Genomic DNA, 20818 nt, shown 5'->3' with positions numbered 1-20818 from the left:
CTAGGATCATGCCATGAGAATCATCGCCATCAATCAGCTGAAGCAATTTTGGGAGAGATACCCGAGCGCAGAACAACCTTTGTTGGCCTGGATTGACGAGGTAAGGAATGCAGCCTGGAAAACGCCTGCCGACATAAAGCTGCACTTCGCTACAGCCAGTATTCTCAAAAGCCGCAGAGTCGTGTTCAACATCAAGGGTAACGACTTCAGGCTGATAGTCGCCGTGGCCTATCGCTTTGGCGCCGTGTACATAAAATTTGTCGGAACTCACAAGCAGTACGACGCAGTCGACGCTGATAACGTCGAAATGGAGTAACCCATGAACATTCGCCCGATTCACACCGAAGAGGATTACCGCGCCGCCCTCAAGAGCGTGTCTGCACTGTTTGAGAATGAACCAGAGATTGGCACTCCCGAGGGAGATTACTTTGACATCATGATTACGCTGATCGAATCGTATGAGTCGAAGCACTTCCCGGTCGACTTACCCAATCCTATCGATGCGATCAAGTTCAGGATGGAGCAGTCCGGGTTGTCCGCTGCCGATCTTGCGCCTGCCATCGGCCGCACAAATCGTGTTTATGAAGTACTCAATGGCAAACGAGCGTTGACGCTTCCGATGATCTGGAAACTGCACGAGCTATTCGGGATACCCGCCCAGAGCCTGATCAAACCGGTCAAGCACGTTTGATCGGGCTCAGCTTTTGCCAGAACTCCGCTCAACGACTGATCTTCAACTCCTGCCGAACCTGGTGCCTTTCCAGCGCCAGCTCAATCAATCGCGTCACCAGCTCGCTGTAGGTCATGCCGGTGGCCTGCCACAGTTTCGGGTACATGCTGATGCGGGTGAAGCCGGGCAGCGAGTTGATTTCGTTGATCAGCACTTCGCCGCTGTCAGTCAGGAACACATCGACACGGGCCAGGCCGGAGCAGCCCAGCACCTGGAACGCCTCTACGGCCAAGGCGCGAATGCGCTCGCTCGCCTCGGCGCTGATGTTGGCCGGCACCACGACTTCTGCTGCGGTGTCGTCGATGTATTTGCTGTCGTAGGAATAGAACCCGCTGCGCACCACGATCTCGCCGCAACCGCTGGCGATGGCCTCTTCGTTACCGAGTACCGCACATTCAATCTCACGGCCGCTGACGGCAGATTCGATCAATACCTTGGTATCGAAACTCAACGCCAGCTCCACCGCTGCGCTGTATTCAGCCTCGTCGGTAACCTTGCTCACGCCCACGGACGAGCCCTGGTTCGCCGGTTTGACGAACAGCGGTAAACCCAATTTACCCCGCACCTCGGCAAACCCGGTGCGCGCCGCCGTGGCACGGGTCAAGGTCACGAACGGCGTCACGGCCAGGCCGGCATCGCGCAGCAGGCGCTTGCTGATGTCCTTGTCCATGCACACGGCCGAGCCGAGCACGTCAGAGCCGACAAATGGCAGATCAGCCATGCGCAGCAAGCCTTGCAGGCAACCGTCCTCGCCGAGGGTGCCGTGGACAATCGGGAAGATCACATCGACGTGACCGAGCATTTCCTGGCTGGAGGTTTCCACCAGTTGCTGACTGGCTTTGCCCGGCACCACGGCCAGTTCGCGATTGGACTGGTTGAGGGCAATCAGCGCCGGGTTTTCCTGGTTCAGCAAAAAGTTGGACGGGTCGTTGAGGTGCCAGTGGCCTTGTTTGTCGATGCCGATCAGCACCGGCTCGAAGCGTGAACGATCGAGCGCATCGACAATATTTTTCGCCGACTGCAACGACACTTCATGCTCGGCCGAACGGCCCCCGAAAATGATCCCCACGCGCAACTTGCTCATGACCTGGCCTCATCCTGACAAATAAAAAAGGACCTGTAGCGAATGCGCCCCACAGTGCAGTATTTGCCCTTGGTTTTCTAGCGGGCAACCCGCCATCCGATCAGAAGACAGGGAACCGTTGGCTGGGTTACCGTGTTGCACATCGATCCAAAGACAATCATCACCATGGCCAAGCAACTGCCCCGCAATGACTGGTTCCATCGCGCGCCCGATGTCGGCGGGCTGCAGCGTTTCGAGGCGTTTTTTGCCGGCCATGGCTACGACCTTCACCGCCACGACACCTATGCCATCGGTCACACCCTGGCCGGGGTGCAGAGCTTTCAGTATCACGGTGGCAGGCGTCACAGCCTGCCGGGCACAACGATTGTGCTGCACCCGGACGAAGCCCACGATGGCGAGGCCGGCACCGAGTCCGGTTTCCAGTACCGGATGATGTACATCGAACCCGCACTGATCCAGCAGATGCTCGGCGGTCAGCCGCTGCCGTTCATCAAGACCGGGCTGTCGAACGACCCACGTCTGTTCGCCGCCACGGGAGCGCTGCTGCGCAGCCTGGATTGCCCGCTCGACCCACTGGAAGAGCAGGACGCGCTGTTCGATCTGGCACAAGCCTTGAGCACGGTTGGCGGTGTGCCGACCAAACGCTCTGGGTTCGACTACATCGCTGCGCAGCGCGCCCGGGAATACATCCACAGCGCCCTCGATCGCACGGTGACCCTGGATGAACTGGCGCAGCACAGTGGCCGGGATCGCTGGAGCCTGTCGCGGGATTTTCGCCTGTTGTTCGGCACCAGCCCCTATCGCTACCTGACGATGCGGCGCCTGGACATGGTCCGCGCGCTGCTGATTCAGGGGCAGACGCTGGTCAGCGCGGCGCTGATCGCCGGCTTCACCGACCAGAGCCACATGACTCGGCAATTCAGCAAAACCTACGGCCTGTCTCCGGCCCGCTGGATGAAGATGCAGCGCTGCTGAGCCACGCACAATCGTACAAGAAGCACATCGAGCCGCTGGCTATCGTGGGTTCACCAACAACCGCGAGAGCTGTTTCATGACTGCTTACGAAAGCCTGAACTTCGCTGAAAAAATCAGCCGGATCGATTCCCACTGGTCACCCCGGGTCATCGCCGAAATGAACGAGTACCAGTTCAAGGTGGTGAAGCTGCTGGGGGATTTCATCTGGCACGACCACGTCGATACCGACGAAACCTTCATCGTTCTGGAAGGCCGGTTGCGCATCGATTTTCGTGATGGCCACGTGCTGCTGAACGCCGGGGAAATGTATGTGGTGCCCAAAGGCGTCGAACACAAACCCTGCGCCGATCAGGAGGTAAAGCTCCTGCTGATCGAACCCAAGGGTGTGCTCAACACGGGCAGCGAAGGTGGCGAGCGCACGGCCGAGAATGATCTGTGGATTTGAGCGCCTACTGGCTCACGCCTGCAGCGTCTTGCCATCCACCGGATCGCCGATCTTCAGGAAATGCCCGCCCGCGACATGGTGCAAGGTGCGCAAGGCATCCTGCCCTTCGAAGTGCCAGCGGCCTTCGCTGAATACGCGCTCGTCGGCCTGGGCGGCAATCACCTCGGCCAGGAACAGGTCGTATTGCTGGTGATTGTTCGGCTCCGGCAACAGGCGACATTCCAGCCAGGCCACGCAGCCTTCGAGCATCGGCGCATCGACCGATTCGCCGGTGAAGGTCTGCAAGTCGTAGGTCTCGAACTTGTCGCGGCCCTGGCCCTGGGTCAATTCCAGGCCGGAAGTCGAGCCGACGGTCTGCACGATGTCGGCCTGGGCGGCGCAAGGCACGTTCAGCACAAAAGTGCCCGAAGCTTCCAGCAACTGGCGAGTCCAGGTGGACTTGTCCAGCACCACGGCAATTTTCGGCGGTTCGAAATCCAGCGGCATGGCCCAGGCGGCCGCCATGATGTTGCGCTGGCCATCGTGGGCCGCGCTGACCAGCACAGTCGGCCCGTGATTAAGCAGACGATAAGCCTTGGACAAGGGAACCGGTCGGCGGTGGGAAACGCTCATGGAAGTCTGCTCCTGGAGAAAGAGCCGATTGTAGCGCCCACGCAACCCTGTGCGGGCTTGCTCGCGAAGGCGTCAATTCAGTTACCGTTGCGTTGAATGACACACCGCTTTCGCGAGCAAGCCCGCTCCCACAGGTTTATTGGGCGATCCCGGGATTTGTGCCTGCCCGTGATTCCCTGTTGGAGCTGGCTTGCCAGCGATGGCGGTGACGAGTTGCATGGTGAAGACAGTTGCTCCCACCAAGAGCCGGTCGCAGGTCAGTGGGTGAGTTGATTGGCAAACTGCCCCACCGCATCGACCACTTTCTGCGCACCGTCCTGGATCTCGACAATCACCGTGCCCGCTTCCGCCGCCAGTGCCAGGCCCTGCTCGGCCTGGAGCTTGCCATCGGTCATCAGGGCCACGGCGTTGCGCGCCATGTCCTGGTTCTGCCGCACCACGAGGACGATTTCGTCAGTGGCCTGACTGGTCCGCGACGCCAGTTGCCGGACCTCATCCGCCACCACGGCGAACCCCCGACCCTGCTCGCCCGCACGCGCCGCTTCGATGGCCGCGTTGAGCGCCAGCAGGTTGGTCTGCTCGGCAATCCCGCTGATGGTCTTGACGATGGTACCGATCACCAGCGACTGCTCGTTCAAGGCTTCGATGCCATCGCCGGCTGTCTGCATGTGCTTGGCCAGGTCGCGCATCACGTCCACGGCCTGGGTCACCACGGCATTACCGCGCTGAGCGCTCTGGTCGGTCTGCTGCGAAGTGCTGTAGGCAATGTTGGCGGCCTCGGCCACGGCCTGTTCCTGATTGACCTGATCGGTAATCACCGTGGCGAACTTCACCACTTTGTAGAGCTTGTTGTTGGCATCGACCACCGGGTTGTAGGACGCCTCCAGCCAGACCGTACGACCATGACTGTCGATACGTTTGAAACGGTCGGCCACGTACTCACCCGCGTTCAGGCGACGCCAGAAGTTCTGGTACTCGGCGCTGTTGTACTCATCCGGCAGGCAAAAGGTACGGTGATGCTTGCCCTTGATCTGCGCCAGGCTGTACCCCATGCCACCGAGGAAGCGATCGTTGGCGGTCAGCACGTTGCCGTTGAGGTCGAATTCGATCACCGCCGTGGAGCGCACCAGCGCGCCAATCAGGTTCTCGTGCTCGCGGGAGGCCTCGATGGTGCGGGTCAGGTCGCTGGAGAAGATCGAAAAACACTTGATCCGCCCATCCGCCGAGCGCACCGGTTGCAGGATCGAACGCAACCACGCTTCCTGGCCCGTACCGCGCAACAGGCGCACCGCACCGGCGAAATGCTCGCCCCGGGTCAATGCGTTCTTGAAGCGCTGGTGGAATTCGTCGGACTTCACGTGATCCGGGACGAGTTCGTCGATGTGCCGGCCAATCAAGTCGCCGCTCTTGTAATGCATTTCGCCAAGGAAGTTCTGATTGACCGACTGAACCCGTCCGTCGCTATCGAGGGTCAGCACCAGCATCTCGCTTTCCAGACTTTCCTTCACTTGCTGGAGGCTGGAGAGTTCTTCACGAAGAGCCGACAGCTCCTGCTTCAAGCGTTTATTGAACATGGGAAAGCACCGATGGACAGGGGTAGAAAGCGATATGCAGCCTAACCATCGGCCTTGGAAACATTTACTTAAGCGCGCTTCAGGATTGTCCTACAAAAATAGTCACGACTCACCGCATTCAATGCGCGCCAGCGGCCGAACAGCCAGCAGTTTTCGGCATCCGCACACCGAAGTACGCCGCACTGACCACGCCCACCGTCCCCATCACCACACTGAATATCACGCAGACCCATGGGCTCCACGGCATCAGACCGATCAACAACAGCGGTGTGATGCTCGCCCATGCGGCATAGGCAATGTTGTAGGTGAACGAGATGCCCGAAACGCGAATCCGTGCCGGAAACAGGCTGACCATCACCGATGGCACCGCGCCGACCACCCCGCAGGCCAACCCTGCCACGGAGTAGGCCAGGCCGATCCAGTCGCCGCCCGTGATCAGGCAGCTGTAAAGCACGCCGATGCCCAGCGGCAGCAGCAGGCTATAGAGCATCACCGTGCGCCAGGCGCCGATGCGGTCGACCAGCAGCCCGGCGAGCACGCAGCCGATGTTCAAGAACACGATGCCCAGTGCGCTCAGGGCGAAGGTATGGCTGGCGGTCATGCCAAAGGTTTTCTGCATCATGGTCGGGGTGATGACCACGAACACCACCACGGCCGAGGTCAGCACACAGGTGAGGATCATCGCCGGCAAAATGGCCAGGCGATGCTCGCGCAAGACCGTGCGCAGCGGTAGCTCGCCGGCTGCCTCGCGCTGCGTCTGCATGGCCATGAACACCGGGGTTTCGCTGAGCCAGCGACGCAGCCACACGCCAATCACCCCGAACACGCCGCCGAGCAGGAACGGGTAGCGCCAGGCGTAATCGAGGATTTCCTGCGGGGTGAAGGCCTGCGCCAGGAAAGTCGCGGTCAAGGCACCGATCAGATAGCCGAAGGTCAGCCCCGCTTGCAGGAAGCCCAAGGCATAGCCGCGATGGGCGACAGGCGCATGCTCGGCGACGAAAACCCAGGCACTCGGCACTTCGCCGCCCACCGCCGCGCCCTGGAGGATGCGCAGGAGCAACAGTAGCAAGGGTGCGAAATAACCGATTTGCGCGTAGGTCGGCATGATCCCGATCAGCAGGCAGGGCAACGCCATCATCAGGATGCTCAGGCTGAAGACTTTCTTGCGCCCCAGACGGTCGGCGAAGTGCGCCATCAGGATGCCGCCCAACGGTCGCGCCAGATAGCCGGTGACGAAGATCCCGAAGCTTTGCAGCAGGCGCAGCCACTCGGGCATTTCCGGCGGGAAGAACAATTGACTGAGGGTCAGGGCGAAAAACACGAAGATGATGAAGTCGTAGATTTCCAGCGCCCCGCCGAGGGCAGCGAGCCCGAGGGTCTTGTAGTCCGAGCGGCTGAACGGCGCCGGGCGCGAATCGGTGTTGGCAGTCATGTAAAGAACTCTGGCACAGGCAAAAACCAAGGCGCCCATGGTCTACGCAAACGCAGCGGCGGACAACCCGTTAGACCAAAGTCCCATAGCCACAAATCAGCCCCGCAAAAAACTCGCGCTTGAATTAATGTTGGCGTCTGTCCAGAGGGGCCCGCGTTGCCCCGAAGACCACAACAAACATAAAAATCCGAGGTACTCCCGTGGCCGCCGATATCGAAGATAGCCGCTCCGCCCGCTTTGCCCTGCGCTGCTCAAGCTTTGCCGAACGCTGGTTCCCCGACTCCTGGGTGTTTGCTGCACTGGCAGTGATTATCGTGGCCCTGGCCACCATGGCCATGGGTGCCAAACCCACCGACGCCGCCATGGCTTTTGGTGATGGTTTCTGGAGCCTGATTCCCTTCACCATGCAGATGGCCTTCGTGGTGATCGGTGGTTATGTGGTCGCCAGTTCGCCACCCGCCGTAAAACTGATCGACCGTCTGGCGAAAATCCCGAAAAACGGCCGCTCCGCCGTGGCCTGGGTCGCGCTGATCTCGATGGTCGCCTCGTTGCTGAACTGGGGCTTGTCCCTTGTTTTCGGCGGCCTGCTGGTGCGCGCCCTCGCCCGCCGCACCGATCTGAAAATGGACTACCGCGCCGCGGGTGCCGCCGCGTACCTCGGTCTCGGTGCCGTGTGGGCATTGGGCCTGTCGTCATCGGCTGCGCAATTGCAGGCCAACCCGGCTAGCCTGCCGCCTTCGATTCTGTCGATCACCGGGGTGATTCCGTTCACACAGACGATTTTCCTCTGGCAGTCCGGTGCCATGTTGCTGGCCTTGATCGTGATCTCGCTGATCATCGCCTATGCCACCGCACCAGGCCCGAACTCGGCGCGTGACGCCAAGGCCTGTGGTGTCGATCCGAGTTTCAACCTGCCACCCTTGCAACCACGCACCCGCCCCGGCGAATGGCTGGAACACAGCCCGCTGCTGACAATTCTGTTGGTGTTGCTGGCAGCCGGGTGGCTGTTCCACGAGTTCTCGACCAAACCGGCGATCAGTGCGATTTCCGGGCTGAACACCTACAACTTCCTGTTCATCATGCTGGGAGCCCTGTTGCACTGGCGTCCGCGCAGCTTTCTGGATGCCGTATCCCGCGCGGTGCCGACCACCACCGGCGTGTTGATCCAGTTCCCGCTGTACGGCTCGATCGCCGCCCTGATGACCACGGTCAAAGGCGCCGATGCGCAAACCCTGGCGCACCACATCTCGACCTTTTTCGTCAGCATTGCCTCCCACGACACCTATGCCCTGCTGATGGGTGTGTACTCGGCGATCCTCGGTTTCTTCATTCCGTCCGGTGGCGGCAAGTGGATCATCGAAGCCCCATACGTGATGCAGGTGGCCAATGACCTGAACTATCACCTGGGTTGGGCCGTGCAGATCTACAACGCCGCCGAAGCCTTGCCGAACCTGATCAACCCGTTCTACATGCTGCCATTGCTGGGCGTGCTGGGCTTGAAGGCGCGGGACCTGATCGGCTTCTCGTTCGTGCAGTTGCTGGTGCACACGCCGATAGTGCTGTTTTTGCTGTGGGCACTGGGGACAACGTTGGCCTATACCCCGCCCGTCATGCCGTAACACAAACCTGAAGAACACCATCACGTAGACAACCAGGGGCGACTCTCCAGCCCCGGCACCAGCCCCTCAAGACGATGAACGGTATTTGTGCTGTCAGTTATGACAGTAGAAATACCGTTGTTTTTACGACAGCCTAAAGACGCCCCAATGTGCTGCAGCACTGACAGGATCGTCAGCCGACCGAAGTCGCAGCACCCTGCCGACAAGGATCGTTATGAAATCTCACGCTGCTCAAGGAAGTCGCCCCCAACCGCAAGGTGTTTATCCCTTTTCGGAGCTACCCGTTCGCCTGGGGTTTCCGTCCCTGGCCGACTTCGACATCATTGAAAACGCCAAGGGTCAGGCCACGGCCATTGCGGCCCGGAGCGAATTCGCGCGAATGACTCGTATCTGCCGGGCGTCTGGGCATTTGCTGCCCTATCGCTGCCGGCATACACGGCAACTGGCGCCCGGTGTGCATGTTTACGACCCGCGCTTCTGCGGGCTGCTGCATCACTCTTGCGACCCGAACGTATTTCTCGACATGAGTGATCTGTGGTTATGGGCGCTGAAAGACATTAAGAAAGGCGACGGGCTATCGATGGACTATGCCGCCACGGAAGACAAACTGCTGCGCCAGTTCGCCTGCCGCTGCGGTTCGTACAACTGCCGGGGCTGGATCACCGGCTACGATGAACAGCCAAACGCCGACGGCCAGCTGTTTTTGCAACAGTGGCGTCGGCAAAGTTTTGGCTGAAGGGCTTTACAGGGGTTCGAAAGGACGCAGGCGGTACTGCGGCGGCAACTGCTCGAAACCACTGATGGTGGCATTCAGGCTCTTCCAACGGCCATCCTTGATGCCATAGATGCAGCCGTGGATCGACAGGCTCTGCCCGCGGTGCCAGGCGTTTTGCACAATGCTGGTGTGCCCGACGTTGGCCACCTGCTGGATCACGTTGAGCTCGCAGAGACGGTCGACCCGTTCTTCTTCAGTCGGCAATTTAGCAAGCTCTTCACGCTTTTCGTAATACAGGTCGCGAATCGAGCGCAGCCAGCCGTCGATCAGGCCGAACTGACGATCCTGCATCGAGGCGCGCACGCCGCCGCAGCCATAGTGGCCAGTGACGAGGATGTGTTTGACCTTGAGTACATCGACCGCGTACTGGATTACCGACAGGCAGTTGAGGTCGGTGTGCAGCACGACGTTGGCCACATTACGGTGTACGAACAGATCACCCGGCAACATGCCGACGATCTCGTTGGCCGGTACCCGGGCATCGGAACAGCCGATCCAGAGAAATTCCGGGGTCTGTTGGCGAGCCAGCTTGGCGAAGAAGTCAGGATCTTCCTCCTTGATCGCAGCGGCCCAACGCTCGTTGTTATCAATCAGATCTTGTAATTCGTTCATGCAATGAAGCCTCAAGAATGATGCGCAGCTTTGACTGACAACCGTCCGTCGGGGTCACGCGCGAAATGCAGATGCTCTCCTGATCCGGAACACGGGCTCCATGCCGGTTGAATTCTCGGTACCCACGTGGGTCAACCGTAGTAAGGCCTACAGTATGAGGAATTACCATGAATGATTCACGACGTCCGTACGATGCGGTGCAACCGGAACCCGTCGATGACAACGAAGACCGCATGGGCTCGGTGCGCGAGCTGGATTTCGAAACCGAAGAACCCAGCGCCAGGATCGGTGACGAACTGCCGGACGGCGAGCGCGAGCAACTGATGCCAGGCCAGCGCGTACGTAACGCGGGCCTGACCGGCGCCTCGACCAGCGACCATCAACCTACCGACGACGACATGAGCCCGGAAACCCTGATCCGTGAAGATGGTGCCCGGGATGCCCGGGAAGCGGGCAATAACAGCCGCGCGGATTGGGACCTGAGCATCGTCGATGAGGACGATATTGGTGGTGGTAATGGCCTGGATGAAGAGGAACTGGCGCGGCGCGATCCTCTCGACAAAAAACATTGATCCTGTGGCGAGGGAGCTTGCTCCCGTTCGGCTGCGAAGCAGTCGCAAAACACTTCCCCCAATGCTCTCGGGGGCCGCTTCGCGACCCAGCGGGAGCAAGCTCCCTCGCCACAATGAATGATGCTTCAATCCACCAAAGTACAGGCCATAACCACCGCGTCTTCACGCCCGCCCACCGCCGGGTAGTAATCCCGACGCCGGCCGATCTCGTTGAAACCATACCGTTCATACAGCTTGAACGCCGCGGTATTGCTGTCGCGCACTTCCAGGAAACACTCCCGGGCGTCGGCCTTGCAGGCAATCGACATCAGATGCTCAAGCAAGGTCAGCCCCAGGCCACGGCCCTGATTTTCCGGCTTGACCGTAATGTTCAGCAGGTGCGCCTCGTCGAGGATGATCTGCACCACGCCGTGGCCGACCTGCTGCTGACCTTCGAACATCAGCCAGATCTGATACTTGCCCAGGCCATCGAGGAAAATCCCACGAGTCCAGGGGTGGCTGTAGGCCGCGTACTCGATTTTCAGTACGGTTTCCAGGTCTGCCTCGGTCATCGGGCGAAACGATACAGCGTCACTCATTCGATTCTTTCCAGCGCGCCATCAGCCGACGCATGGCTTGCCAGACATCAGCCTTACGCTGTGGCTCTTCCATTAAGAATTCCAGGCCCGGCACTGCCCAGGCCGAGCCCAGGCCTTCGATCTGCAACTCGCGATTGAACGCCTCGGCATCCGCTTCGCCGGCAAATCGCACGGCAGGCAGGCCGATCAGCCACAGGCAGGCACAAGGCGTTTCTTCCATGCGCACCGAAAGAAAACCTTGCACGAAGTCGCGGGCCGCTTCCGGCCCCTGATCCATCGTGCCACGCACCAGCAACGGCCAGCGCACCGGCTCACCGACGATCTGCGGGCTGTCCGGCAGACCGGCGGCGCGCAGCATGTCCTTGAGCAGCAGGTAGGCAGGATCACGGCTCTGGAAGGATTCGCCTGTGGGTAACTCCACCAGTAGCAGGCAACGCCCGGCCCGCAGCAATTGCAGGGCGAAACGCGGCGGCGGCACGACAGGCGCCTTGACCAAGACCGGCGCCTCTTCGGCCTCTTCCACCGGTTTGGCACCGGTGCGCGTACTCGCCAGCGATGGCCGTGGCACCTCGATCTTTACCCGCTCGGTCGGTTTGACCACAGGCGCCACGGGCGTATCAGCCACGACAGCAGGCACGACAGGCGCGACCACGGCCGGTTCGGGGATCTCCAGCAGCTCGGGCCGCGACGGCGCGGCGAAGGGCAATTCGGTGCGCGGCAGCCAGTTGACCACCTGCATGGCGGCCAGATAAGCGCGACGACGGGACTCGATAAGCAAAGGTCGGCCACTTGTGGATAACTAAAGTGCGCTGATTCTACCGCCGTTCGCTCAATATCGCTTGCTGTTGATCGATAGCCTCGACCGATGCTCTTTATCGAAAGAATGCGACAGCCCGTCCCGAGATTGAATCGCATCGCGCCCGATGCAGTACAATCGCGGCTTTTAATCGCCAACCAGCCGGCCATTCCGATGATCGAACCCAAGCGCGTCTTGCGCGCCCTCGCTGAACATTGGGCACTTCTGGAGCCACTGTGCGAGCACTTCGACCAAGGCACACTGAGCCTGAACGAACTGCGCACGCAACTGGCCGCCCAGCAACTCGACAGTACGCCGCAGGACATCACCAGCCTGCTCGATGTGTGGATTCGCCTCGATATCCTGGTTCCCGTGGCCAAAAGCCCGAACCGTTTCGAGCTCAATGCGCAGATTCACGACTTCCTCGCCTATCTGCGCCGTGAACACCGTCTGGGCCTGTGCCTGGAGATCGAAGCCTACCTGCGCCACCTTGAGCGTCTGGCCGGCTACATCCAGGACGCGTTCGATATTCGCGATGGCAATGACCTCGCCCGCCAGTTGCGTCTGCTCGACATGCGCGTGCGTGACGTGCTGAAAAAGCTCGATAACGACGAACAGGCACTGGTGGCCGTCGCGGAACGGGCGAAAACCAGCGACCGGCAGATTCCGTTGCGCCAGCGTTACGCTGAAGTGCTGGCGACCTGGGACGAATACGTCGAGCCGATGATTGACCTGGTGAACGCCGACGGTGCCTTCGAACAAGGCGTGCGCAAGGTCGAAACCGTCCTGCTGAAGATGCTCAGCGAGCAGCAGCGCCTTGGCCACCTGGTCGACGATGACATGCTGTTGCGTACCCACGCGCGCATCCTCGAAATGCAGACCAGCGCCCAGCTGACCCTGCGTCATGCCCGCGAATTGCTGCTGCCGCTGCGTGAAGAAGCGCGCCGGCACAACGCCGTGACCCGTGGCGCTGCGCTGGCCCTGTCGATGATCCGTCGCAAGGGCATCGACGCCGTGCCACAAGCGGCGATGCCGATGTTCACTCGCCCGCAAAGCACTTTCCTCGGCAGTGCCAGCCAGGTCGAAGCCTACGTATATGCATTGGCCCGTTTCGAGCCGAAACCGGCGCGTTTCCCCAAGGCGCACAAGACCCACAAAGGCGAAGCACCACGCGCGCCTCGCACCGTTCGGGAAATGCTCGAACGCTGCGAAGACGCCCTGCCGATGCCGGACCTGATGACCTGGCTGCTGGAGCAGGAACCGGACGGTGCCACCGACGAATTGCTGTATTGGTTCTCACGCCTGTCGCGGGAAAAACGCTTCAAGCGCGAGCGTCTGGAACGTCGCGAATACCATACTCACGAGCACCAGGTCAGCCTGCGCTCCTTCGCCCTGCTCTCGGTCAGCGACACCGCCGCCGAGGATTCTGCGAGCACTCCTTATGCATCTTGATCTATCCGAACTGTCCCAGCTGGCGCCGATCTTTCGCGAGCTGTTCAAGGGTTATCACGTCAGCCGCCGCGATCCGGAGCTGTACGCACAGTTGTCGAACTTCCAGGACCAGTACCGCACGCTGTTCAAGGCCCTGGGCTTTGAACTGGTCTGCGACACCCGCGGCTTCTACTACTTCGTGCCGGACCTCGCGGCCGCAGCGGTGAACAAGACCGCCCAGCGCCTGGCGCTGTTCACCTTCATCCTCGTCGAGCACCTGGCCGACCAGGGCCGCGACCCGATCTCCGTGCTCGATGGCGGCAGCCTCGGCCGCGATGAGCTGCCGTCGTTGCTGGAAAAGTACCGCGACCTGTTCATCCAGGCCGAAGTGCAGACCCAGGACGAGCTGGAAGAAAAGATCATGCGCCGCATGACCCAGCTCGGTTTCGCCAGCGAAGAAAACGGCATCTACCGTTTCCTGCCGCCGATGCACCGTTTCCTCGATGTGTGCCTGTCGGTGCAGCAGGACCGCGACCTGGCCGCCAGCCTGCACAGCGTCCTGCCGTTGCCAGTGCCGGTGCTGATCGACGAAGACAGCGACGAAAAACTGCTGCAGACAGACGACCCGCTCGACCTCGCGGAGTTTGCCGATGAAAGCGAAGAAGACGCCTTGGCCCGCGCCATTGCCGAAGAACAGGAGCTCGACGCATGAGCAAGGAACGTTACGGCATCCGCCGCTTTGCCCTTTTGAACACCGCCGGCTACAGCCTCGGCCTGTTCCCGCTGGAAGAACCGCTATCGGTGTACGGCGCGAACAACCTCGGTAAATCCGCCTCGATCAACGCCCTGCAGTTCCCGATCCTCGCGCGCATGTCGGACATGAGTTTCGGCAAGTACAGCCTGGAGCAGTCCCGGCGCTTCTACTTCGCCTCGGACACCAGCTACATCCTGGTGGAAGTGAACCTGCCCCACGGCCCGCATGTGATCGGTGTAGTCGGCCGTGGCCCGGGGGGCGGTTTCGGTCACCAGTTCTTTGCCTACGCGGGCAAACTGGACCTGGCCCACTACCAGAAAAACGACACCTGCCTGCGTCAGAAAGAACTGTTCACCAACCTTGAGCGCGAAGGCCTGAAAGCCTACGAGCTCAAGCCGGACGAACTGCGCCGCCTGCTGGTCGGTGGTCACACCTCGATCCCGCTGGACCTGACGCTGATTCCATTGCGCTCCACCAGCGAGCAGAGCCTGAAGACCTTCCGCGCACTGTTCATCAACCTGCTGCACATGCGCGAAATCACCGCGGCCAAGCTCAAGCAACTGTTCCTCGATGCCTTCGAGCACAGCCTGCGTTCCGGCAGCGTCGATTACATTGCCGCGTGCGAAGAAGCGTTCCGCGATGTACGCCGCATGGAGCAGGACTACAACTCGCTGGTCGCCGCAGGTCCCTTGGTCGAGGCGTTGGCCAATGGCGTGAAGCAACGCGACATACTGCGCGGCAAACTGCACCGTATCTCGCCGTTGCTCGATTCCCTGCTGGGCACCTGGTCGGACTATGCCAGTGCGCGCAAGGAAGAGCTGACCATCCAGTCCGAGCACTACCGCAACGAGCAGGACGCCCTGCAAAACGACCAGCGCGGCGGCACTCAGGAACTGATGCGTCTGGAACGGGAAATCACTGGTATCCAACGCTGGCTCGGTGAGCTGTCAGTGCTCAAGCATCGCTTTGCCCTGGTCGATGACGTCAAGGTCCTGGAACAGCAATTGCTGGCCGCCAAGGATGCCCACGACGAACTGGCCGGTGCGCTGGCGCAGTCACGCCAGTTCAGCGCCGAAGACCTGGACGAGCGCCTGCGCGACCTGGAAAAACGCCTGAAGTCGGTCAAGCAGCAACTCGATCACGCCGACAACAACAGCTATGCCCGCCTGCGCGAAGAGTTTTCGCAGCAAGACGTCGAGCGTCTGATGCGTCTGTTCAACAGCGCACTGTTCAGCCTGCCGCTGGGTGAACATGGCATCACCCTCGACGAGAACGGCGACTGGGTGAAATCCGTTGAGCTGATCCTCGATGGCTTCAAAGGTGAACGCTTCGAAGTACCGGGCCTGTCCATCGACATCTCGCACATCGAACCACCGGCGTTGCAGGCCCTGGCTGACCGCGCGGCCCTGCGCGACCAGAAGGAACGCCTGGAAAAAGAACTCAAGCAACTGAAAACCCAGCAAGCCGTGGCCGCCGACCGCGCCGCGAGCAAGACCCAGACCGAAGTGCTGTACCAGCAAGTGCTGGATGCGCAGAAAGCCCTGGAAGATTTCCGTCGCGCGCAAACCCTGAGCGCCGAGGAAGGCGACAAGCTGGAACAGATGGCGCAAATGGAAGCCGCCCAGGACGAACTGAAGCGTTCCAGCGATGCCTTCACCGAACGCGTCCAGCAACTGTCGGCCAAGCTGCAACTGGTCGGCCGGCAGATCGGCGACATGGAAGCCAAGCAACGCACCCTCGACGACGCCCTGCGCCGCCGTCAGTTGTTGCCGTCGGACCTGCCATTCGGCACGCCGTTCATGGACCCGATCGACGATTCCATGGACAACCTGCTGCCGCTGCTCAACGACTACCAGGACAGCTGGCAGGGCCTGTTGCGGGCCGACGGCCAGATCGAAGCGCTGTACGCCCAGGTGCGCCTCAAGGGTGTGGCCAAGTTCGACAGCGAAGACGATATGGAGCGACGCCTGCAACTGCTGATCAACGCCTATGCGCACCGCACCGACGAAGCCCTGACCCTGGGCAAGGCGCGCCGTGCTGCCGTGACCGACATCGCCCGGACCCTGCGCAACATCCGCAGCGACTACGACAGCCTCGAACACCAACTGGCGCTGTTCAACCGCGAAATCAACAAACGCCAAGTGTCCAACCTGCAGAGCTTCCGCATCGTGCTCGCGCCGAACAAGGAAGCGCTCAAGCACATCGACCAGATCATCCACAGCGCCGGCCAGTACGAGGAAGGCGAAACCCTGTCGGTATTCGATCTGAGCCAGAGCGCAGAACAGGACAACAAGAACGAAGAAGCCAAGGAGTACCTGGCGCGGCTGGTGGCGGCCAACCACAACCAGCTCGGCCTCAAGGACTTGTTCGAACTGGCGTTCGAGATCACCAAGGTCAATGGGCAACCGGTGATCCACACCGACATCGACGGCGCCGCTTCCAACGGCACCACCATGACCATCAAGGCGCTGACCAACATGTACTTGTTGCTGCACTTGATGGACCGTGACCAGGCCGGTCGCGTGCGCCTGCCGTACTACCTCGACGAGGCGGCGGACATCGATGAGAAGAACCAGGCCGCGTTGCTGGAAACCAGCTTGCAACTGGGCTTCGTGCCGATCCTGGCGAGCGTGAAGCCGCAGGTCTGCGCCAGTGTCGCCATCGACCTGGAAGGCGGTAGCGGCCCGGCCGGCATCTATATCGACGAGGCGGACTGGAAGTACATTCGTCGTCACGATCAGGTGAAGGCGACGGTCAACGAACAAGCGGATGAACCGGAGCTGGATGCGGTCTGATTCGCTTGAATTGATGGGAATAAAAAGGCCGCGATCTATTGGATCGCGGCCTTTTTTGTGGGCACTGAATCAGATGTTCGTGGGATCAAGGGCCCCTTCGCGAACAAGCCCGCTCCCACATTTGATCGCATTTCTTCAGGAACAACCCATTCCCCTGTGGGAGCGGGCTTGCCCGCGAAGGTGTCATCACAGACGCCTGATCAGATCCAGACTACTTGCCGATGGAGATCTTCGGCGCCCAGGTCAGCCATTCGTCTTCGAACTTGTCGAACAGTGCGAACGTCTGCTCCGGTAGAGCCGGGCTGCCCATGCGCTCTCCGTCCGGCGTGGCAAAGGCGACACCGCCCTGAATCATCGTTTCCAGGGACTCAGTACGCACCGTTGCCCCCCTGAACAGGCCGACATCGAAGTCGAAACCGCTGGTGTTCCAGAACCGCGTGCCGCTGCGTACCAGTGGCGCGTACTTCGGCTCGATCAGGATATGGATCAGGACACGATCAGCGGTCTGCCCCAGTTCATAACCCGTCACCTTGCCCACCGTGATTTCGCGATAGGTCACTGGCACACCGGTCTTCAGCGAACCACGACGAGCGGCGCTCAGCACCAGACTCAATCCCGCTTCCTGCTTGGCCGTTTCCGGCGCCGTGGGCAAAGCGACAAAGTTGTTCTGCGGCCCCAGATTCTTCAGTGCCGGTTGCACCTCGATGTATTGCCCGGTCACCAGGGTTTCGAGGTTGGACGTCTTGATCAGGCCCAGTTCAGGCTTGACCACCCAGAACTGACTACCGACCCGGGCGATACGCTCCGGCACTTCGGTAATCCGCGCGGTCAGCAATACCGATTGCAGATCCTCGCTGAGGTCAACGTCCTCGATCTTGCCGACATCCAGGCCCTTGAAGCGAATCGGCGTGCCTGTACGCAGACCATCGGCGCGGTCTACCTTGATGCTGATCACCGTGCCCTTTTGCGTGGCGTCGTCATGACTGGCGAACAAGCGGAAACGCGGAATGCGCTTCTGTAGCGGCGCCTTGGTTTCCGGGGTTTCAAAGGCAATACCGCCGGCCATCAAGCTTTGCAGCGATTCGCTTTTGACTTGAATCCCACCGGTCAGTCCACCCGTGAGCGTGATGCCACTGGCATTCCAGAAGCGTGTCGAGGCGTTGACCAGATCCTCGTATTCCTTCTCGATGTGCACACCGATGATCAACTGCTTCTTGGTGCGCGAGAACTGATAACTCTGTACCGAACCGACCTTGACCTGCTTATAGAGAACCGGACTGCCGACTTCCAGCGAACCAAGGTTTTCGGTGAACAACACCAGGTGCAGGCCCGGTGCACGCAGATCCAGCGGTGGCGCCTTGGGCCGCGCGACGAATTCGCGTTGCGGTGCGGATCCCTTGTCGCCCGGACGCACAGCGATGTAGTTACCTTTGACCAGTGCTTCCAGGCCGGTAATCCCCGCCAGGGAAATCGACGGTTTGACCACCCAGAATTGCGTACCGTCCACCAGGTAATCTTCGGCCAACGGGTCCATCGTCAATTCGGCGGTGGCCCCGGACAGATCGGGATCGACCTTCAGCGCCTTGAGATTGCCGACCTGAATGCCTTTGTACATCACCGGCGTACGACCGGCCTGCAAACCGTCGAAGTCGCTGAGCTTGACCTTGACCCGGATACCGGCCGCGGCTGCATCGAAGTCTTCGTAGAGCCTGAATGGCAGGCTCGGGTCGGTAGGCGGGCTGTCCTTGCGGTTTTCAGGCGTAGCGAACGCAATACCACCGGCGACGATGCTGGCCAACGACTCGCTGCGCACTTTCACACCGGACAGATTGGCGTCGATGCTGATGCCGCTGGCGTTCCAGAATCGTGTGTGTTTGCGCACCAGTTTGGCGTAGGTCGGTTCGATGAACACCTTGAGTTCAACGGTGCTCTGGTCCTCGGAGAGCACGTAGCTCTTGATCTGGCCCACCTTGATCTGTTTGTAGAACACCGGACTGCCACGGTTCAGCGAGCCCAGGCGATCGGCCTTGATGGTCAAGTGCAGTCCTGGCTGGGCATCGGAGAGCGGTGGCTCCTGGGCCAGAGCCTTGAACTTGCGAACCGGCTCACCTTCCCCCGGGCTGATCGCAACGTAGTTGCCCGAAACCAGCGTCTCAAGGCCCGTGATCCCGGCCAGCGTTACGCTCGGCTTGACCAGCCAGAAACGTGTGCTGGTACGCAGGTATGGCTCCACGTCCTTGTTCATCTCGATGCTGGCAATCACACCCTTGGAACTGCCCTCATCATCGAGCTTGAGGCTTTTGACCTTGCCGACCGACATGCCCTTGTAGACGACTTCAGTCTTGTTGGCCTGAATGCCTTCGCCACTTTCAAAGCGCACCTGAATCTCGATGCCGGTCTCGTTGTAAGCACGCCAGCCGAGCCAGCCGCCAATGATCAAGGCAATCAGGGGCAACACCCAAATGGCAGACCAGTTCGAGGCCGGTCGGGTTTTCGCTACAGGCAAATCAGTCATGGTCGTCGTCCGACTCCGTGTTATCCCAAATCAGTCGGGGATCAAAAGTAACTGCGGCAAGCATCGTCAGAATCACCACCGTGGCGAAAGCGATGGCGCCAAGATTGGCTTCAATGCTGGCAAGCCGTCCGAAATTCACGACCGCCACCAGGATGGCGATCACAAAGATATCGAGCATCGACCAGCGGCCGATGAACTCGATGAAGCGGTACATCCAGATACGCTGGCGGGCCGAAAGTGGCTGGCGGCGCTGCACGGAAAACAGCAGCAAAGCGATACCAACCAGCTTGAAGGTGGGCACCAGGATACTGGCGATAAACACCACGGCTGCAATGGGGAACATGCCGTAGTGCACCAACTCGATCACACCCGCCATGATCGTGCTGGGCGCACCTTTGCCTAACGAGTTCACCGTCATGATTGGCAACAAATTGGCCGGAATGTAAAGAATGGCGGCAGTAATCAGCAATGCCCAGGTGCGCACCAGGCTATTGGGGCTACGGGCATGCACCAGCGCCCCGCAACGCGTACAGACTTGCTCATCGGTATCAGCTTCCTGCCTGTTCAATTCATGGCATTCCGCGCAAATCAGAATGCCTGCATCAATCGCCCGCATGGGCATCCTCTCCTGATAACGCCTGCCAGATCTGGTGAGGCGACATTACGACCTCCAGCCAGACTTGAATCAGCAACAAACCAATGAAGCACGCCAGGCCAAGACCGACGGTGATGGCTGCCATATCTGCCAGCTTGACGATCGCCACCAGTACGCCCATGAAATAAACCTCGAGCATTCCCCATTCGCGTATGTGGTGATAAATGCGATAGAGCAGCAAGCCGTAGCTGCGTCCGACATCAAAACGGATGCTCAACAGCACGGCCAGTTGGCACAGTAACTTGAGTAGCGGGATCCCCATGCTGCACAGGAACACAACCACTGAAACGCTTTGCATGCCCGAGTCAAAAAGCGCGACAACACCGCTCCAGACAGTGTCGTGCGAAGATTGCCCGAGTAGATTGAGCTGCATGATGGGTAAAAAGTTCGCCGGAACAAACAACAACAGGGCGGCGATGACCAAGGCGAGACTGCGCTGTACGACGTTATACCGATTGGCATAAAGCTCGTAGCCACAGCGCGGGCACAGGGCCTTTTCGCCGTGGGCGAGTTCGGGTTTACGCATGAGCAAGTCGCACTCATGGCAGGCAACCAGATTTTCTAGTGGTAATTCTGACAGCCCAGAGGCGTCAACCGGATCCAGCATAAAGGCTCTGATTCTGAAGAAGTTGGGCCTATTCTAGTGCCATGAGCTGAAAATAACTGTGCAAAATGTGCAACGACCAACCCTGTTTTTTAACGCGCAAAAACAAAACCCCTACCTGCATACGCAGATAGGGGTTTCGGAATTTAATCTTGACGATGACCTACTCTCACATGGGGAAACCCCACACTACCATCGGCGATGCATCGTTTCACTGCTGAGTTCGGGATGGGATCAGGTGGTTCCAACGCTCTATGGTC

At 60.1% G+C, this 20818-nt stretch carries 19 protein-coding genes, 1 rRNA gene and 2 pseudogenes; 10 read left to right on the top strand and 12 right to left on the bottom strand.

The genetic code is table 11. The features are described from left to right. Positions 1-13 precede the first annotated feature (13 nt). Together KGA88_RS01270 and KGA88_RS01265 are read left to right on the top strand one after the other, a co-directional pair. Positions 14-316, top strand: coding sequence for a type II toxin-antitoxin system HigB family toxin (locus tag KGA88_RS01270; protein WP_223588353.1), 303 nt, complete (start codon positions 14-16; stop codon positions 314-316). A gap of 3 nt (positions 317-319) precedes the next feature. Then, entirely contained in the window at positions 320-691 is a 372-nt protein-coding gene (locus tag KGA88_RS01265; RefSeq protein WP_160390437.1) for a type II toxin-antitoxin system HigA family antitoxin, read from the top strand. A 28-nt stretch (positions 692-719) separates the two neighbouring features. Here KGA88_RS01265 and ddlA read toward each other — a convergent pair whose 3' ends face one another. Continuing rightward, the gene (gene ddlA / locus KGA88_RS01260; RefSeq protein ID WP_223588351.1) at positions 720-1814 is read right to left on the bottom strand and encodes a D-alanine--D-alanine ligase; all 1095 of its coding nucleotides are present in this window, start codon (positions 1812-1814) and stop codon (positions 720-722) included. A 165-nt stretch (positions 1815-1979) separates the two neighbouring features. On the opposite strand from ddlA, the gene KGA88_RS01255 reads away from it, so the two are divergent. Together KGA88_RS01255 and KGA88_RS01250 are read left to right on the top strand one after the other, a co-directional pair. Next, positions 1980-2789 carry an AraC family transcriptional regulator gene (locus KGA88_RS01255; protein ID WP_223588349.1) on the top strand — a complete coding sequence of 270 codons (810 nt, stop codon included), beginning with the start codon at positions 1980-1982 and terminating at the stop codon, positions 2787-2789. Between the two features lie 76 nt (positions 2790-2865). Continuing rightward, positions 2866-3234 (top strand): cupin domain-containing protein, encoded by a 369-nt coding sequence (locus KGA88_RS01250; protein WP_110660939.1) that lies wholly within the window; start codon positions 2866-2868, stop codon positions 3232-3234. Between the two features lie 12 nt (positions 3235-3246). Here KGA88_RS01250 and KGA88_RS01245 read toward each other — a convergent pair whose 3' ends face one another. From KGA88_RS01245 to KGA88_RS01230, 4 genes and pseudogenes are all read right to left on the bottom strand, one after another. Further along, positions 3247-3846, bottom strand: coding sequence for a flavin reductase family protein (locus KGA88_RS01245; protein ID WP_110660938.1), 600 nt, complete (start codon positions 3844-3846; stop codon positions 3247-3249). Between the two features lie 257 nt (positions 3847-4103). Beyond that, positions 4104-4541 (bottom strand): annotated as a pseudogene (locus KGA88_RS31665) (methyl-accepting chemotaxis protein); the annotation flags it as partial. Positions 4542-4691: 150 nt separating this feature from the next. Further along, a pseudogene (locus KGA88_RS31660) lies at positions 4692-5330 on the bottom strand (PAS domain-containing protein); the annotation flags it as partial. 208 nt (positions 5331-5538) lie between these two features. Then, complete coding sequence (locus tag KGA88_RS01230) at positions 5539-6852, bottom strand: MFS transporter (RefSeq protein WP_223588346.1); 1314 nt, start codon at positions 6850-6852, stop codon at positions 5539-5541. A 200-nt stretch (positions 6853-7052) separates the two neighbouring features. Here KGA88_RS01230 and KGA88_RS01225 point away from each other — a divergent pair, with 200 nt between their 5' ends. After that, positions 7053-8471, top strand: coding sequence for a short-chain fatty acid transporter (locus KGA88_RS01225; protein WP_223588343.1), 1419 nt, complete (start codon positions 7053-7055; stop codon positions 8469-8471). A 214-nt stretch (positions 8472-8685) separates the two neighbouring features. Continuing rightward, positions 8686-9207 (top strand): SET domain-containing protein-lysine N-methyltransferase, encoded by a 522-nt coding sequence (locus KGA88_RS01220; RefSeq protein ID WP_223588340.1) that lies wholly within the window; start codon positions 8686-8688, stop codon positions 9205-9207. 6 nt (positions 9208-9213) lie between these two features. On the opposite strand, the gene can is transcribed toward KGA88_RS01220, so the two are convergent. Then, positions 9214-9858, bottom strand: a complete 645-nt coding sequence (can, locus tag KGA88_RS01215; RefSeq protein WP_103396157.1) for a carbonate dehydratase — start codon at positions 9856-9858, stop codon at positions 9214-9216. A gap of 167 nt (positions 9859-10025) precedes the next feature. Between can and KGA88_RS01210 the strand changes: the two genes are divergently transcribed. Further along, positions 10026-10430, top strand: coding sequence for a serine kinase/phosphatase (locus KGA88_RS01210; RefSeq protein WP_223588337.1), 405 nt, complete (start codon positions 10026-10028; stop codon positions 10428-10430). A gap of 125 nt (positions 10431-10555) precedes the next feature. On the opposite strand, the gene rimI is transcribed toward KGA88_RS01210, so the two are convergent. Together rimI and KGA88_RS01200 are read right to left on the bottom strand one after the other, a co-directional pair. After that, positions 10556-11008, bottom strand: coding sequence for a ribosomal protein S18-alanine N-acetyltransferase (gene rimI, locus KGA88_RS01205; protein WP_111279652.1), 453 nt, complete (start codon positions 11006-11008; stop codon positions 10556-10558). After that, complete coding sequence (locus KGA88_RS01200; RefSeq protein ID WP_223588460.1) at positions 11001-11747, bottom strand: energy transducer TonB; 747 nt, start codon at positions 11745-11747, stop codon at positions 11001-11003. The genes rimI and KGA88_RS01200 overlap by 8 nt, the downstream gene beginning before the upstream one ends. Before the next feature lie 231 nt (positions 11748-11978). On the opposite strand from KGA88_RS01200, the gene mksB reads away from it, so the two are divergent. Genes mksB through mksF form a run of 3 tightly spaced genes read left to right on the top strand, consistent with a single transcriptional unit; the run spans position 11979 to position 16784 of the window. Further along, positions 11979-13256 (top strand): Mks condensin complex protein MksB, encoded by a 1278-nt coding sequence (gene mksB, locus KGA88_RS01195; RefSeq protein ID WP_223588335.1) that lies wholly within the window; start codon positions 11979-11981, stop codon positions 13254-13256. Then, positions 13246-13947, top strand: coding sequence for an Mks condensin complex protein MksE (gene mksE / locus KGA88_RS01190; protein WP_103396153.1), 702 nt, complete (start codon positions 13246-13248; stop codon positions 13945-13947). Before mksB ends, mksE begins: the two co-directional genes overlap by 11 nt. Then, complete coding sequence (gene mksF / locus KGA88_RS01185; RefSeq protein ID WP_223588332.1) at positions 13944-16784, top strand: Mks condensin complex protein MksF; 2841 nt, start codon at positions 13944-13946, stop codon at positions 16782-16784. The genes mksE and mksF overlap by 4 nt, the downstream gene beginning before the upstream one ends. A 211-nt stretch (positions 16785-16995) precedes the next feature. On the opposite strand, the gene KGA88_RS01180 is transcribed toward mksF, so the two are convergent. The 4 genes from KGA88_RS01180 to rrf all read right to left on the bottom strand — a co-directional run. Continuing rightward, positions 16996-19299: an intermembrane transport protein PqiB gene (locus KGA88_RS01180; RefSeq protein ID WP_110662325.1), complete on the bottom strand. Its 2304-nt coding sequence runs from the start codon at positions 19297-19299 to the stop codon at positions 16996-16998. Beyond that, the gene (locus tag KGA88_RS01175; protein ID WP_110662324.1) at positions 19292-19915 is read right to left on the bottom strand and encodes a paraquat-inducible protein A; all 624 of its coding nucleotides are present in this window, start codon (positions 19913-19915) and stop codon (positions 19292-19294) included. The genes KGA88_RS01180 and KGA88_RS01175 overlap by 8 nt, the downstream gene beginning before the upstream one ends. Next, entirely contained in the window at positions 19902-20561 is a 660-nt protein-coding gene (locus KGA88_RS01170) for a paraquat-inducible protein A (protein ID WP_110662323.1), read from the bottom strand. Before KGA88_RS01170 ends, KGA88_RS01175 begins: the two co-directional genes overlap by 14 nt. 147 nt (positions 20562-20708) lie before the next feature. Further along, positions 20709-20818: ribosomal RNA gene (gene rrf, locus KGA88_RS01165) — 5S ribosomal RNA — on the bottom strand; the annotation flags it as partial.

Origin of the sequence: Pseudomonas sp. A-R-19 (genome assembly GCF_019956575.1) — a bacterium.
GTDB lineage: Bacteria > Pseudomonadota > Gammaproteobacteria > Pseudomonadales > Pseudomonadaceae > Aquipseudomonas.
Note: the sequence above shows the minus strand (reverse complement) of the source record. Positions and strands in the feature narration are given on the sequence as shown.